6 protein-coding genes and 1 pseudogene are annotated in these 17,304 nt (G+C 37.0%); 3 read left to right on the top strand and 4 right to left on the bottom strand.

Annotated elements, in window-relative coordinates; translation table 11 throughout:
- The first annotated feature begins 47 nt into the window (after positions 1-47).
- Both C4E06_RS06125 and C4E06_RS06120 read left to right on the top strand, forming a co-directional pair.
- Positions 48-10,550: an FG-GAP-like repeat-containing protein gene (locus tag C4E06_RS06125; protein WP_107667251.1), complete on the top strand. Its 10,503-nt coding sequence runs from the start codon at positions 48-50 to the stop codon at positions 10,548-10,550.
- A gap of 216 nt (positions 10,551-10,766) precedes the next feature.
- Positions 10,767-10,976 carry a molybdopterin-binding protein gene (locus tag C4E06_RS06120; RefSeq protein WP_107667250.1) on the top strand — a complete coding sequence of 70 codons (210 nt, stop codon included), beginning with the start codon at positions 10,767-10,769 and terminating at the stop codon, positions 10,974-10,976.
- A 278-nt stretch (positions 10,977-11,254) separates the two neighbouring features.
- On the opposite strand, the gene C4E06_RS06115 is transcribed toward C4E06_RS06120, so the two are convergent.
- Together C4E06_RS06115 and C4E06_RS06110 are read right to left on the bottom strand one after the other, a co-directional pair.
- Entirely contained in the window at positions 11,255-11,971 is a 717-nt protein-coding gene (locus tag C4E06_RS06115; protein ID WP_198648368.1) for a hypothetical protein, read from the bottom strand.
- 167 nt (positions 11,972-12,138) lie between these two features.
- A pseudogene (locus C4E06_RS06110) lies at positions 12,139-13,902 on the bottom strand (plasma-membrane proton-efflux P-type ATPase); the annotation flags it as partial.
- Between the two features lie 102 nt (positions 13,903-14,004).
- Here C4E06_RS06110 and modA point away from each other — a divergent pair.
- Positions 14,005-14,787 (top strand): molybdate ABC transporter substrate-binding protein, encoded by a 783-nt coding sequence (gene modA / locus C4E06_RS06105; protein ID WP_107667249.1) that lies wholly within the window; start codon positions 14,005-14,007, stop codon positions 14,785-14,787.
- 94 nt (positions 14,788-14,881) lie between these two features.
- On the opposite strand, the gene C4E06_RS06100 is transcribed toward modA, so the two are convergent.
- Complete coding sequence (locus C4E06_RS06100) at positions 14,882-15,112, bottom strand: hypothetical protein (protein WP_107667248.1); 231 nt, start codon at positions 15,110-15,112, stop codon at positions 14,882-14,884.
- Positions 15,113-16,264: 1,152 nt separating this feature from the next.
- A complete protein-coding gene (locus C4E06_RS06085; protein WP_107667306.1) occupies positions 16,265-17,182 on the bottom strand; it encodes a DMT family transporter in 918 nt (305 codons plus the stop codon).
- Between the last annotated feature and the right edge of the window lie 122 nt (positions 17,183-17,304).

Here is a 17,304-nt window from a genome sequence, read left to right as displayed (position 1 = left end):
AATACATCTATACATATTTTGTTTATTTTTTAAGTTAATTAATTATAATGAACACTAAATTAGCTATCGAATTATTAACCCAGTCACACTATGATTTAACAGCGTTTCTAACGGGTTTAGGTTTGTTAAATGACGAAACAGCAGTTAACTCTTTAAAAATTGCCTTTGATGTTGCTTTTCAAACCTTTTTAGATGAGTATGAGAAGTTACAAAAGAATGTTTCTGTAACAGCTTCTCAGATAGAAACGGTTGAAGAGAGGTTAACTATTGCGGATGATTATTATTGGGTTGAAGAGGAAAGATTAAAAAAATTAATAGCAGATAAAGCAGATTTAGTCAAGGAGATAGAGATATTTGAGGAGCAAAAAGAGTCGATTGAAAAGTTTTCGGATCAGGAAAAGTTAATTATTCAAGCTAAGGCAGATGAGATTAAACAAGACATTTTTGATACTGAGGAAGAATTATCACAACTGCGTCAAGATAGTAATAGTAATGCACAACAAATTTATGCGTTACAAAAAGAGTTAAATGCTCATATTTTGAGATATTCTTTACAACAAGAGTTATTATCCTTGAGTGGGTTAGATACGGCTCAAAAATTAGAGTCAGTTAAGTTACAAATACAGCAGCAAACAGAAGATTTAGAGCGGTTAAATAATCAGGAGATTGTTGAACAGGAAACCATTGTTAATAATGCTAATGAAAAGTTATCTACTCTACAAACTGAGTTAGAAGAGTTACAAAATACTGAAACCTTAGCAGAGACAGCATTAACTGAGCTTGAGACAACCTATCATTATTTATTAACGGAAGATGTCACAGGGTTTTTAGATTGGACTATTGATGAAACTACCCCAGAAGTGGTGAAGTTATGGCAGAAAATTTTAGCGGTGGAAGGGGAGGAAATAGTCTCAGATAGATTGACTTCTTTACAGTCTCAAGCAGCATCAGAAGACGCGGTAACGGTTGCTTTAGAAACGGATAGTATTGAAGGTTATGTTATTTTAGGGGCCGAGTTAGCAGAGGAAATAGAGGGTTTATCCGCTATTTGGTTAGAGAATTTAAAAGAGTCTCATCAGTTGACGGTTGATGTCTGGAATTTATCGAAACAACGCACCGAAGCAGTTAATGAATTAGAGACTTATATAGAGGATAATTTAGCTGATCCTGAAGGGGTTTATTTATTAGATAAAATTCAATTACAAGAGGCGATCGCACGTCAAGAAGCGCAGGTTAATTATGCGGATGCGTTAGGGGAATCTGTTGATAGTTTGGAAGAGGCGATCGCTGTTTTAACCACTCAACAACAACAGGTTAATTTATTAACTGAAAAAATTGAGCATATTTCAACTTTAACGAGTTTTGAAAATCAATATACTACTTTACAAGCAATCTTAACTAAATTAAATTCTGAAAAAGAGAGTGATTATAAATGGTCACATCAGGAAGTTATTAAAGTTACTGAAGAGTTAATAAGGATTTTAAGCAACAATGAAGCATATAAAGAGATTGTAGAGCAACTAAATAAAACATTAAATAATTATCAATCTTTCTATGAGACTAACTCACAACTTTATTCAAATAAGTATCAAGTATATATAGATATTGACAGTCAAAAAAGCATTGATTTAGATATCGTTTCCGATAACAAGAAAGAAGTACAACAGAAAGCTTTATCAAAAGGCGCAAAGTTCAGTAATGTAACTGGAAATTATTATTTTATAGGTCAATCTGTTAATAATTGGCACGCAGCTAGAAATGAAGGAATAGCTGCTGGTGGACATCTTGTTGTTATTAACAGTTGGGAAGAACAACGATGGTTAAATCAAAATTTCGGTTATCTTACTTATTGGATAGGTTTAACAGATGAAGTTGCAGAGGGACATTGGCGATGGGTTAATGGAGAACCTATTACTTTTACAAGTTGGATTCCTGGAGAACCTAATAATAAACGTAATGAAGATTATGCTTATAGTTATGGTAGTGGAGCATGGAATGATGTAGATGCTATAACTGATTGGGGTGGTAGTAAACGTGGTCTTATTGAGATTAACTATAGTCTTTTTGATCGGCAAATAAAAGAAATTAATGATCAAGCTATTGCTAATAAAAGTAGAGTTACTGATGAAATAGACGCATTACATGATCAAGGTATTAAGATTTTAATTAACCAAACTGCTGAAATATTACGTCCTTTATTAATTGATAAATTAGATAATGAAATTATTAACAAAACTCAAGATTTAGTTATCGAAATTGACTTATCTAGTGAGCAACAAGAACAATTTATAGAAACGAATTTACAAAATTATATTAAACAGAAACAAGATAGTATAAATCAGTTACTTATTGATGATACTGCTCAGTTTAATCAAACCAGTCTTTGGAAAAATCACGGGGGAACTTTAAGGGAACATCAATGGAGACTAGCAGATTTTAATGGGGATGGTAAAAAGGATTTAATTGTTGTTAACCAAAATAATGATTATCATGTTTCTATCTCTAATAGAAATGGATTTAACCCAACTCATTTATGGCTAAATCATGGGGGAAGTTTAAACACTCATCAGTGGCAATTTGGAGATTTCAATGGGGATGGAAAAACAGATTTAATTGTTGCTAATGAAAACAATGATTATCATGTTTCTATTTCTCAGGGTAATGGGTTTAGCACACATTTATGGCAAAATCATGTAGGAAATTTAAACACTCATCAGTGGCGAGTTGGGGATTTTAACGGAGATGGGAAAACAGATTTAATTGTTGCTAATGAAAATAATGATTATTATGTTTCTATTTCTCAGGGTAATGGTTTTAGTACCCATTTATGGAAAAATCACGGGGGAACTTTAAGTGAACATCAATGGAGATTAGCAGATTTTAATGGAGATGGAAAGACTGATTTAATTGTTGCTAATGGAAATAATGATTATCATGTTTCTATCTCTAATGGAAATGGTTTTAACCCGACTCATTTATGGTTAAATCATGGAGGAAGTTTAAACACTCATCAGTGGAAGTTCGGAGATTTTAATGGAGATGGAAAAACGGATTTAATTGTTGCTAACGAAAACAATGATTATCATGTTTCTATTTCTCAAGGTAATGGGTTCGTAACTCATTTATGGCAAAATCATGGAGGTAGTTTAAAAGATCATCAATGGAGATTAGCAGATTTTAATGGGGACGGTAAAACAGATTTGATTGTTGTCAATCAAAATAATGATTATCATGTTTCTATTTCTCAGGGTAATGGGTTCAGTACACATTTATGGCAAAATCATGGAGGAACTTTAAATACTCATCAATGGAATGTTCACGATTTTAACGGAGACGGAAAAACTGATTTAATTGTTGTTAATCAAAATAATGATTATCATGTTTCCATTTCTCAGGGTAATGGGTTTATTACGTATTTATGGCAAAATCATGGAGGTAACTTAAAAGATCATCAATGGAAGTTAGGAGATTTTAATGGAGATGGAAAAACGGATTTAATTGTTGCTAATGAAAACAATGATTATCATGTTTCACTTCATAATAATGAAATCGTTAAAAATGAAGTAATATCAAAGCTCCAAAATCTTCGAGTAGAAACTGCATACTTAACCCTACAAGCTGAACAAAATCCCAATAAATTACAAGATTATTTAGAAGAATATCAAATTATTTTAAATACTAAAGAACAAAGACTATTATCTTGGGAAAATAGCAATAAACCGAATACGGATGCAACTTTTAGTATTAAGAGTTTTACTCCTGGTACGGGATACGGAGTAGAGAATAATAATTATCGTTATGAAGCAGGAGATTTTAATGGTGATGGGAAAACTGATCTAGTTCATTTTGTTAATGATAGTTGGAGAGATGGTAACGGTTATATTCATGTTTGGTTTTCTAAAGATGATGGAACCTTTGATATTAGCTATTTTGATCCTAGTAACTATGGAGTAAATAATAATCATTATCGTTATGAAGTAGGAGACTTTAACGGAGATGGAAAAACTGATCTAGTTCATTTTGTTGATGATAGTTGGAGAGGTGGTAACGGTTATATTCATGTTTGGTTTTCTAAAGGTGATGGAACCTTTGATATTAGCTATTTTGATCCTAGTAACTATGGAGTAAATAATAATCATTATCGTTATGAAGTAGGAGACTTTAACGGAGATGGAAAAACTGATCTAGTTCATTTTGTTGATGATAGTTGGAGAGGTGGTAACGGTTATATTCATGTTTGGTTTTCTAAAGGTGATGGAACCTTTGATATTACCCATTTTGATCCTGATAATTATGGAGTCGGGGTTAATAACTATAGATACGAAACAGGAGATTTTAATGGAGATGGCAAAACTGACTTAATTCATTTTGATGTTAATAATTATGTTCATCTTTGGCATTCTAATGGAGATGGAACGTTTAGCATTAAGAGTTTTACTCCTGGTGGGGGATATGGAGTCGGGGTTAATAATTATAGATACGAAACAGGAGATTTTAATGGAGATGGCAAAACTGACTTAGTTCATTTTGATGTTAATAATTATGTTCATCTTTGGCATTCTAATGGAGATGGAACGTTTAGCATTAAGAGTTTTACTCCTGGTGGGGGATATGGAGTCGGGGTTAATAATTATAGATACGAAACAGGAGATTTTAATGGAGATGGCAAAACTGACTTAGTTCATTTTGATGTTAATAATTATGTTCATCTTTGGCATTCTAATGGAGACAGTAAAGCAACTATTGAAAATGATGCTAATACTGCCCTTAATAATCTCCGAAATCAATATTACCCCGCCTTATCTGACGCAACCACCCTTTACAACCTGCAACAACAAATAACTGATGAACTCACCAACTCCCAACAACAACTAGAAACCCTAAAAGCCCAAATTGCTCAAAAACAAGCCAATGCAACCGCAGCCTTATCACAAGCAGACTGGTACGAAGAACAAGCAGCCATACACTGGGACTTAAGCCGTAAAGCTGGCCCTACTTGGACAGAATCGCGTAGTTATAAAAAACGTGGCCTTTTTAGGAGTAAAAGAAAATGGATAACCATAACCCATGTCGATCACCATTGGATCATCTGGGATACTTACACCAAACAAGCAACCAACCTGAGAAAATATGCAGCCAACCTAGATCAAGAAGTTATCGACGATACCCAACAACAAAACCTGACCGACGAACTGATCACCCAATGGCAAGAAGCAAACCAAGCTGCTGATGAAGCTGAACTTACCCTAGATCAATTTATCGCTGAACTCGAATTATTAGAAGCGCAACGGCAACTACTCCCCGAACAAGAAGCACAACTGGAAACCTTTTCCGACCTACTCCCCACCCTCAAAGAACAACTGGCGATCGCCGAACTGGCAGCAGAGGAAGCTAAAGCTACCACTACAACCGAACTTGCTGAATATGATAACAGTAGTGAAGCCTATCAAACCGCCCTTAATGATGTCTTAGAACAAAAAGCCACCCTCGACACCAATACTCAAAACCTGCTGCAACAAATAGCCAATACTCGCGCGTGGGTTGAACAACAAACCCTATTCCTCGACACCGAACTATCAGAAACTATTGCGCTACAGTTACAACTGCAAACCCAACTCGATACTATCCCCCCAACCCCCCTTACTAAGGGGGGCGATGTTTCCCCCCTTGATAAGGGGGGACTAAGGGGGGATGAAACTAAAACCATTCAACTACAACAATCAATCGATCTCTTAAACCAAAAACAGATCATCCTAACGGCGCAACAAACCGCCCTGACTCAAAAAATCACCCTTTTAGAAGCACAAAAAACCGTCGTTGAAACGGAACATCAACTATTACTCGCCACCATAGACAGTCCCGACAGCGACTATAGCAACCTCGAAGATCAACTCTTAGACGCACAAAACGCCCTCGCCGAAGTCCAAAAACTAGCCCAACAAGCTGAGGCTACCAGCATCGCTTTAACCGCCTCTATGGAAGATTTACAGGCATTTCTAGAGGTGCAAAACGACCAATATTTAACCGAGATACAAAGCAAACAGTCAACCCTGCAAGACTTACTCGCTGCCACCGAACTCAAAGAAAACTATACCCTCCTCGCCACCGAAAAACAATTAGAACTCAACACCCTCGAAACCCAACTACAAACCCGTCTCATCGAAGCAACCGAAGCCGGAAGTCAAGAAGCAGCCTATCTTTTAGAAGTCGCTTCCGCCAACAACTTCGCCACTGCTGCCGAAATTTATTACACAGACTATCGGGACTTAATGAGTGATACAGGGGGTGGTTGCGCCGGAGGCATCGCTAGACCCGATGATGCAGTCAAAGCAGACTATTATTACAACGAAATGCTCAAATATCGGGCATTACAAGACCAGGCACAAGAACAAGCCGATCAATTTACCCTAGTTAAAGAAGCTGCTGAAGATCAAATCGATCTCATCCAACAACAACAGGCGATCGCACAAACAGAATTCAACGAAATACAAAGCAATATTAACAATACTCAAGAAGATATTGAAACCCTACAGCAACAGTTAAATATTGCCGAACTTCGCATAGATGCCCTGGAATATCTGAGAAACTGGACAGAACAAACCCTGGTGCAACTGCTGCAAGTTGAACAATTAAACTTAGCCCAAGCTACACTAGAACAAGAGTTCGCAACACAACGACAACTCGGTATCGATGAAACCATAACCGCACAATTTGAGAAGGAACAGGCAGATATTGCCAGAGATCGGGCAATTGCCACGGCAAAACTGGAACAATTAAACCAATTACAGGCCGAAGATGCCTTACAACAGGCATTAAACGACCTAAGAAGCGACTTAGGACTGCAACCCATCGAAGATATTATCCAACAAGCGGAATATAAAGGGCAATTAGCCGGACTTTTAAGTGAGTTAGAAACCATCCAAACTCAACCCGAATTACCCGAAAATATTCAAACTATTCTGGCAGAAACCACCGCAGATATCCACGACGCATTACAAGGAAAAGAAGCAGCAACCATACAAGAAAATCTCTTAAACACTGCCAACGCCTTAATAACCGAAGCTAACGAATTACAAACAGAAATCGCCAAATTAGACGCAGAAGAAGAACAGTTATTAGGGATATTAAAACAGTCAGAAACCGACCTTCAAGGAGCTACTAAAGCCCTCTATGATGAAATTATTATCAGTCAGGAATTAGGGGAAGAAACTGACGATATTAACCAAGAGTATTTAGAAGTTTTATATAAGATTGGCTATGCAGAGGGTGCAGTAGATTTATCCAGTGAATTAGCCAAGCAATCAAAAGACATTTTAAACCAAATTATTGACGGGAGAATACAAGAAAGAAAAGCAAGAAAGAAAGCCTTTGTTAACGAATTATTAGGGACAGTTACCTTAGTTTTAAGTGTAGCGGCAGCAGTAGCAACCGCAGGAGCATCTTTAGCAGGAACTGGAGCATTTTTAGGAGTTTCAGGTACTACATTTTCTACAGTTGCCACTACTTTAAAGACAATTGGAGCTTCTTTAAGTGCAGTTCAATCTGCTTATAATGGGGATATAGGAGGGGCAATATTTAATGCGGGAATGGCAGCATTAGGAGCAGCAGAATTAGGCGGTTTTGACTTACCTGATGTTGGTTTAACTGAGACAGTTAAAGAGTTAGGATTTGAATCATTTAAAGGGTTTGAAACCTTTGCCGATGTTCAGCAATTTTCATCAGGAATTTATAACGGTTATCAAGCAATTGATAATGGAGATGGGTTAACAGGATTTCTTAGTATCGTTAATGCAGCTTTACCCATAGGATTACCAGAATATAGCTATTTATCTCAAGCAGCTTTAAGTATTAATAGTGGTGTTCAATTAGCAGAAGAAGATGAATGGTTAGCAGCAACCGCTAACTTTGTAAATGCCAGCTTTCTCTTAGGAAGTAATCTATCTGCAACCTTCGGTGATGACTTTGCCGTATCAGAACAACTTCTAAATATTATCAGTACAACAGAATTTGCTATTAATATTGTCAATGGAATAGAAACTATTAGTGATGATGGTAGTTTAGAAGGGTGGTTATTAGGAATTCAAGGGATAGCTAATGGGTTGACTAACTACAATGAGCAACAAACAACTATTGACAAATTAACCAACTTTAAAAAACAATTATTATTACAAAATATTTTAAAACAGCCAGATATAACCAACGAAGAAATACAAAATCTTGCCTCAGAATATGGATTAGAAAATATTTTCATAAGACAAGAAAAGAATGGTCAAGAACAAATATATATTACGGAAGAATTTGAACTCAACGAAAATAATCAGGGAGCTTTGATTACACGAGGGGAAATAGATCCTAACAAAGCGACTATATTAATCACATTTGGCTGGCTTAATAATGTTAGTCCAGAGTGGAATTTTCTAGTAGCAGAACTGCTTGAAAATAAATATCCTAATCATAATGTAATTATTGGTGATTGGTCTGAATTAGCCCAAAATGTTAATTATTTCATTCCTGCTTCAGATACTCAATTAGCTGGACAAGAAATGGCTAAAAAACTTCATGAGTTAAAGATTGATTTTAGTCAATTGCAAATTATAGGTCATAGTTTAGGCGCACAAGTAGCAGGAGCAATCGGAAAATATGCAAAAGATAATTATACTCAAGTTAATACGATTATTGGATTAGATCCAGCTAGTCCAGGTTTTGAAAGGAACACACTTACTTTTATCCCATATTCATCTGATGAGGGACGTTTAGATAAAACTGATGCTGAAAATGTAATACTTGTTCGTAGTGATTATGATGGACTATTCCCATTAGGATATACCAAACCTTTAGGAGATCAAGATATTAAAATTACCAGAGAAGTATTAGACTTTTATCTTAAGGAAGATCCATCATCACAAAATCCATATTTGGCTGATAATCTATCGGTTGGGGCAGATCATTCTGTAGCTTATGAATTTATAATGGATGCTCTCAATCAAGGTTTTTCTTTAGATACCCTCGATCAGTTTTTACAAGCAAAACAAGAAGAAATTACAACGGAAACTACTTATACAACAAGCAACAAAAATTATCTTAATAGTTTCAAAACAATTGTAAACAGTGATGATATAACAATAACTTATAATAATCCTCTACCATCTTTCTTAGAATCGTCAGAATATGCTTTTGGTTCTTATCAAACAAATACTAACAATATAGTTCCTTTAGATCCTATTATTCTTGATTTAGATGGTAATGGATTAGACTTATCTGAACTATCTACTTCTACTATCTTCTTTGATATAGATGCAGATGGTTACGCTGAAAACACCGCATGGACAACCGACGGTATTCTAACCCTAGACTTAAACCAAGACGGGACCATAAACAATATTACCGAAGTTTTCTCCGAATACTTTAACGACGGTTCCCCTACTTCTGGGTTAGACGCATTAGCAACCCTAGACAGCAACCAAAACGGGATTATTTCCGCTACAGATACCCAGTTTAATCAAATACTCGTATGGCAAGATATTAACCAAGACGGTATCAGTCAACCCGACGAACTCAAAACCCTAACAGATCACGGTATCACTAGCATTAACCTTAACGGTATCACCACCGAAACCATCCAAGACGGTAATATTATCAAAAAACGCTCCATTTTCAACCGAAATGACGGAACCAGTGGCGAAATATCCGATATTGCCTTCCTTGTCACTCAAACAGGGTTTAAAGTTAACCAAACCGACACCGGAATAGAAATACTCGCAGAAGATGACACCGCAGTATCCCTCCTTATCCACGAAACCGAAACCGACTTAACCCTCAACCTCGCAGACAGTAACCTCCAAGTTGCCATAGGAAACATTGGCAACGACACCCTTTACACCACCGCAAATGATGATATTTTCCTCTCAGGAGAAGCAGGAAACGACACCTTAGTCGGAAACGATGGGAACGACTGGTTAGTCGGGGATGAAGGAGACGATCGCCTACAGGGTAACGCAGGAGACGACTTACTCTATATTGATGCAGAAGATAGCTTTATTGATGGGGGAGAGGGAACAGATATTGCGATCGTTACCACTGCTGATGCTGTCACCCTCGACTTAGGCCATACTAACCTAGAAATGGTGATAGGAAATGACGGAGACGACACCTTTACCCATTCTGGTGATGATACCGTTGTCATGGAGGGAGAAAACGGTAACGACACCCTAACCGGCGGAAGTAACGATGATGTCATTACAGGAGGAGACGGCAATGATATGATTACAGGGGGACTCGGTGGCGATATCTTAACCGGCGGAAACGACGCAGATATCTTCATTTACAACAGTTTCAACGACTCCACCACAGCTAACCCCGATCGCATTACAGACTTTGAAAGAGGGGATGTTATCCACTTCTCAAACCTTCCCATTGACTCCTTCGATGATCTAAAAATCACTATAGCTGAAGGCCAAACCACAATATTAGTTAATAATCAAGATTTTGCTATCAATCTTAACAATGAGATAACATTAACGACTGAAGATTTCATTTTCACCATAGTGTAATTCTTCCTTGAAGTTATTATCATTATAAGCTTGAATAAATTCTCTATCTATATCATAAAACATTACATCAATAAAAATTGATGAATAATGATAAATGAAACCCTTCGCCTTATCAACATGAAATGAGCCACAAAAAAGAAACCACTGGAGCTATCCCCCTATGTAAAAACTATGTTATAGTTACCAAGACTTTTAATTAATTTCGAGAGTTAATCTATGAAAAGTAGTGCGCGTAATACCATAAAAGGAACCGTCAAAAAAGTTGAAATGGGGAGTGTGAATGCTGTTGTTACTCTAGAAGTTGCTCCTGGGGTAGAAATTAGTGGCATGATTACTAAAGAGTCTGCTGAATCTTTGGGATTAAGTGAAGGTAAAGAAGCCTATGCTATTATCAAAGCGAGTGATGTTATGTTAGGGGTTGAATAATTGATGAAACTTCTATTGTGATGATAGAAGCACATTAATAATTTAACCTCATCATAACGGATATTGTTACCTTAAAAATAAGGTAACAAATCCCTTTTGAGTCAGGGTTATTTTTCTTATTTTTTCATACTGATATCTTGCACGTCTAACCAATAAACTTAATAATGTAAGCATTTAGTATTCAGCACTCAGCAGTTAGTGTTATCTGAAAATAGCTCATAGCTGAACCCTTAAAAACTAGCTAATCTTATCAAAGGTGCAAGCTATAATCATACCATTTAATCACCACTGAATTGCTTCCAAATACGAAGATAACGTTGTCCCAACATAACCACTTTTTTCTTGTTCAAGAGACGGTATAACCACAGTTTTAACCAATCAAAAATTAAGAACCAAACAAAGGCATAACCCCAACTGGCAAAGGTCCACCAAAAGCCAACCGGAGCCATTAATATGCCAAACCAGCCTAAAATAGTAGAAATAGCCACCGATAACCCAGTTGCCATTAACATGGTTTTAGCCGGCGAAACTGACCAAAAAGGGCCTTGCACCCTTGTTACATAAATAGTCATCATTCCCCCAACTGCTAGGTGTAAATAAATCAGAGTTTGTACCATTTCATGGGACAACTGGAGATAAATTTCCGTGTAATAATAGAGCAGAAAAGTCTCAATAACTCCCACTAAACCTAGAAACGTTGCAAAACTAAGAATAAAGGTTAAATTCCAACGTTGAGGCTGTTTAGGAATTCTGGTATTGTCATAAGCAATGGTTACCATTGAACCATCGTTAATTAAAGCCAACAGTACCAACATCACTACAGTAACAGGATAGGACCCATAAACTAAAATAGCGATAGTCACAAAGAACAAAATACGAACGGTTTCCACCACCCGATAAATGCAATAACTTTGCATTCGTAGAAAAATTTGACGACTCAGTTTAATGGCATCGATAATGACTGATAAACCAGGGGTCAATAAAACAATACTCATATCTTGCACCTTCGCTAAAACCCCCCACACCCCCCTTTCAAAGGGGGGCAGGGGGGGTAGGCAAGAGGCAAGAGGCAAAAGTGTTCAATTTTGATGCTAAATTATTCACAATTGACTACCTTGTCATAATTATTAAGTTTATTTGTTTTGGTGCAAGATGTGAGAATATCCGCAGCCGCCCTGGCTGCATCCGTCGCCCCAGAAACGGCAATTCCTGCGCTAGACTGTTTTAGGGCCGGAGCATCATTCACCCCATCTCCCGTCATCGCCACAATATACCCTTGTTTTTGTAAGCTTTCGACAATATGAAACTTATCTTCAGGAAAGACTTGACCAAACCCATCAGCATATTTTATTTCCCTCGCTAACTGACTCATTTGAGAAGCGGACGTTTCTCGGAAAATCTGGGCATCGATGACATTTTGTCCTAACCCTAATTGATGACAGGTTTCTTTGGCGATCGCCACTTGATCCCCCGTAATCATTTTCAGAGGAACCCCCAATTTTCGGGCATTTTCGATGGTGATCTGGGAATCAGGGCGAGGGGGATCAAATAAGGACAGAATCCCTAAAAATTGCCATTCTCCCTCTTCATTCGTCGTCGCCACCCCCAAAGCGCGATAACCCCGTTGGGCCAAAGCATCTATTTGGGCGTTGACTTGAGGGGCGATCGCTATTTTATTCGGACTTAACTCTAAAATAACTTGCGGCGCACCTTTACTGGTTTTAAAGGTTGTGCCGTCGTGACTGATAATTTCGGCTTCTGTGCGTTTACGAACGGGATCAAAGGGGATAAAGTGGGTAATTTGATAATTTTGCAGTTGATCGGGGTTTTTTAAACCATTAATAATGGTGATATCGATGGGATCATGATCTTCACTGCGAGAGGCAAGGGCAGCTGATAACAGCATTTCTTCAGGATCAATGTTCTCCAAGGTCCAGCGATCGCCTAATGAGAGTTGATTAAGGGTTAAAGTCCCCGTCTTATCCGAACATAACATATTGACCCCGGCCAGTTCATCAATGGCAGCTAAACGAGTGACGAGGGCGTTTTTTTTGGCTAACAGTTGGGCCCCAATGGCCATGGTGACAGCCAATACCGTTGGAGTGGCAAGGGGAATGGAGGCAACAGTTAAAACGAGACAATATTTGAGAACTTGAACAAAGTTATCCCCATCGTGAACCCTGACTAAGAGGATAATGGCCACGAGGATGATATTGATAATGATCAAATAATCTGAGAGTTTGAGAACCGTTTCTTGTAAGTGGTCTGTCGATTCGGCTTCGCTGACTAATTTAGCAGTTTTGCCGAAAAAGGTGTTAACCCCGGTACTGGTAACGACAGCCTCAGCTTGACCTTTTTTGAGAATGGAACCGGAATAAACCAGATCCCCGGTTTCACGGGTAACGGGCAAAGATTCCCCAGTTAAGGCGGCTTGATCAATGGTTAAGGGATCACAGTCAAACAATTTTAGATCAGCCGGCAACACATCCCCAATTTTGATGCGAATGACATCCCCAGGAACTAATTCCCTGGCGAGAACGGTTTTCCATTGTCCATCTCGTTTGGCAGTAGCTTGTCGGGCCAGTTGCGCTTTGAGGGCGGCCACTGCATCCCCGGCGGATTTTTCTTCGGTAAAACCGATGGCTGCATTACCCATTAACAGAAAACAAATAATCCCAAAATCTACCCAATCTTGCACTAATGCACAAAGAATAATGGCTGCTTCTATCATCCAAGGCATGGGACCCCAGAAATAGGATAGCAACATCATTAAGGGGTTAACTTTTTTGTCTTCTAATTCATTGTAACCGTATTGGTTAAGACGGTTTTGGGCTTCTTCTTGGCTTAAACCATCAGGGGAAGTTTCTAACTGTTTGATGACCTCAGATAAGGATGACGCTTGAGGTTTTGCCGTGCCACTGTTCATTGTTTTAATGGCGAATAGATTAAAATATTGTTAATTTTATAGACTCAATTCTATAATTGTTTTTAGCATACCTCTAGTTCAATTAGACGATCATCAATCTTCATGAAAAGAAAACATTTTCTTGCTTTAACATTAGCCACTTTTGTGACAGCTTGCACGGGTTCCAATTCTAATCAACAGGATACCCCTCAAGTTACCTTAACTGTCTCGGTGGCGGCCAGTGTGCAAGATGCCATGAAAGCAGTACAACCTATTTACCAACAAGAAAACCCCAATGTCGATATTGTTTATAACTTTGGTTCTTCGGGTTCTTTGCAACAACAAATTGAACAAGGAGCGCCGACAGATATCTTTATTTCTGCTGCACCGAAGCAGATGAATGCACTACAAGATAAGGATTTATTATTGACAGATACTCGTAAGAATTTACTAGAAAATAATGTTGTTTTAGTCACCCCAAAAGATAGCCAAGAATCAGTTACTTTTGAAACGTTACCCACTGCTAAGTTAGATAAAATTGCTTTAGGTGATCCTGATAGTGTTCCGGCTGGCCAATATGGAAAAGAGGTGTTAACCTCGTTAAAGTCCTACGATAAGTTAACACCAAAATTAGTTTATGGAAAAGATGTTCGTCAAGTTCTTTTCTATGTAGAAACAGGCAATGTTGACGCTGGTATTGTTTATGGTACCGATGCAAAAATTTCTGATAAAGTAACAGTAACCGCCACTGCACCTAAAGGGTCCCATTCCCCTATTGTTTATCCTGTTGCTGTGGTGAAAGAAAGCAAAAATCCTGAAGAGGCGAAAAAGTTTGTTAACTTTTTATTGGAAGACAAAGCTCAAGCTGTCTTTGAAGAGTATGGGTTTACAAAACCTGAAAATTAACTGATTTGAGTGGGGAGTAATGATGATAGTATTGATACTTTAGTTACTCCCTTATGATAATTTTCTCATTAAAAAATTCAGTTTAAAAATAAAGTTAAATAACCAGAAGTTCCATAACCCCTGCTAAAAACATAGCCAAAATACCTACTTTTAATAAACCAGTCATGTCGTTATCGTTAGTGGTGGTGACTTGGTTATCATTGCCTTGTAAATGTCCATAGACATTAACGGCTCCCATCATAAAGAATAATAAAGACAATAAACTCATTCCTTCATTTTGTCTCTTTCTGGAAATCGCATTTTTTGTGTATTTGTACTTAGTCATAGTTAATCACTCCGTAATTGTTAGTCACCAGAGGCTTTTGATTACCTTCTATAATCCTGATAGTAGCAAATGTAAATTATTCTTGCAACTATTTGACAATAAGTCTTGTTTATGATAAAGATAACTTTCGATTTTTCAGGGATTTTAGAGTCTGACGATCTATATTTAAGGGAAAATTGTTGACAGGGAGAGAAAAGATCCTACATATAAAAGATATTCTTGAAATTCCAGCCATTGATCATCACTGCCATAATTTGTTAAACCCAAAATAGATGAGTAATATTGCTTATCTCAGTGCATTTACAGAAGGAAATGACGCTGAAATTGTGAATGATCATCTCCATTCTACCTTATGGTTTAGAGGGAGTTTAATGGATATTAGCCAGTGATTAAACTGTGATCCCACAGAAAAATCTAGTCTCTCAATTCCTCAAAGATTAGGAATAGAAAAATTAAGCTAAAAAGGTTTAAATTATGGTAAATTAGGGAGCATTTTTTTAGATGATGGCTTTTTAGCTAATTATATTTTATCTGGGCATTAGCATCAACAGTTTACTGCATATTTTCGATTAATTAGGTTAGAATACCTAGCAGAAAATTTAATCAATACTATCAAGGATCTTGATGAATTCTTGGGGCAGTTTAGCTCAACCCTAGCATCAAACTTCTCTGAAGTAATAGGATTAAAAAGTATGACTATTTAGGGGAGTGGTTTAACCATTGAATTGATGCAAAAGCAAGCACTGACTGAGATTTAGATATATTAAGCAAGACTATGGTCAGCATAAACTTACCTTAACCGACAAAATTATAATTGATTGTTTACTGGGTATTGTCTTAAATAAGCTTGCCGAAAATAAACAAGAGATTTAGTTTTATAGAGAAGTTGGCGATCGCGATTTTAATTTGCGCTTTAGTTACCTATTCTGTTGATATCAACCCTTAGAAAATCCTCGTTAGCCAAAAGTTCCTATTATTTTGTTATACCCTTCCTCTGCTTATACGAAATAAATGGGATAGTTAAGATCAGCTTATCCACAAGTTTATCTAGATCAATGGTATTATTTAAGAGCAAAATGGAGAAGATAATTGTTAGTTCAATTCTGAGAAGAAAGGGTTAAAAATTAATATTTAATATTTGACCGAGTAAGGCTAAACGGATTTATCTTTATTTTGAGAACTAATCACAGCAATAATAACACCAACTAAAATAATAATAGCTCCTATTAATACAAAAATTGAAGGTATTTCCTGAAAAATAATAAACCCTAAGAAACTAGACCCAATGGGTTCAAATAAAATTCCTAAAGTCACCAAAGTCGGAGACACATAACGCACTGACCAATTGATGCTAGTATGACCAATTAATTGAGAAAAAATGGCCATTAAAAGGACGTAAAAATAGACAGAATTTGGATAATTCGTATAACCAGAACCAAACATAAAAGGTAAAGGAAAAAGAAGGATAGCAGCCATAGTATAAACAATGACACTATAACTGGTAATAGTTAACCCTTCTTGTTGAGCAATTTTACCAAAAATTAAATAGAAACTAACAAAAAAAGCTCCCAGCAAAGCTAAGGTATTACCTAACAGAGGTTGACGATAAGCGTTATTGGCATCATTGCCCCCTAACGTGATCAAAATGCCCCCTAATAAAGCAATCAAAATTCCGAAAAGAGTTAATTTTTTCGGCTTTTCTTTAAACCAAAACCACGATAAAAGAACCACCCAAATAGGATTAGTGGTGACTAAAGTCGTCGAGGCTGCAATAGAGGTAAACGATAAAGAAGTAATCCAACAAATAAAATGAAACGCTAAAGAAAATCCTGCACCCACAGCATAATAATAAGCTTTGACACTGGCTTTATTTTTAACAACAGTACGCCAAGCAGGAAGTAAAACCATTGAAGCAATAATTAAACGAGACGCTGCTAAAAAAAGACTAAACTCTAGTCCCAATTTTCCCGAAGCTTCCAAAGCAAGACGGATAAAAATTGCTGTAGAAGAAACGGATAAAATCCCAAGGGTTAAGATCAGTGTAACTTGCCAAAGTTGAGGCGATCGCATTATTTTTAAACAAGAATGATAAATCGACTTTATATTTTGTAACACAAAGACCGATTGAGCCATCTGAAAATGTTAGAATAAATAGGATAAATGAGTTTTAATCCTAGCCAAACGCTACAAAA

The sequence above is a fragment of the Cyanothece sp. BG0011 genome (genome assembly GCF_003013815.1).
In the GTDB taxonomy this organism is placed as follows: Bacteria; Cyanobacteriota; Cyanobacteriia; order Cyanobacteriales; family Microcystaceae; genus Crocosphaera.
Note: the sequence above shows the minus strand (reverse complement) of the source record. Positions and strands in the feature narration are given on the sequence as shown.

Coding starts and splice junctions, on each gene's coding strand:
- C4E06_RS06125 (WP_107667251.1), top strand. CDS start 48: ATGAACACTAAATTAGCTATCGAATTATTAACCCAGTCACACTATGAT.
- C4E06_RS06120 (WP_107667250.1), top strand. CDS start 10,767: ATGAAAAGTAGTGCGCGTAATACCATAAAAGGAACCGTCAAAAAAGTT.
- C4E06_RS06115 (WP_198648368.1), bottom strand. CDS start 11,971: ATGAGTATTGTTTTATTGACCCCTGGTTTATCAGTCATTATCGATGCC.
- modA (WP_107667249.1), top strand. CDS start 14,005: ATGAAAAGAAAACATTTTCTTGCTTTAACATTAGCCACTTTTGTGACA.
- C4E06_RS06100 (WP_107667248.1), bottom strand. CDS start 15,112: ATGACTAAGTACAAATACACAAAAAATGCGATTTCCAGAAAGAGACAA.
- C4E06_RS06085 (WP_107667306.1), bottom strand. CDS start 17,182: ATGCGATCGCCTCAACTTTGGCAAGTTACACTGATCTTAACCCTTGGG.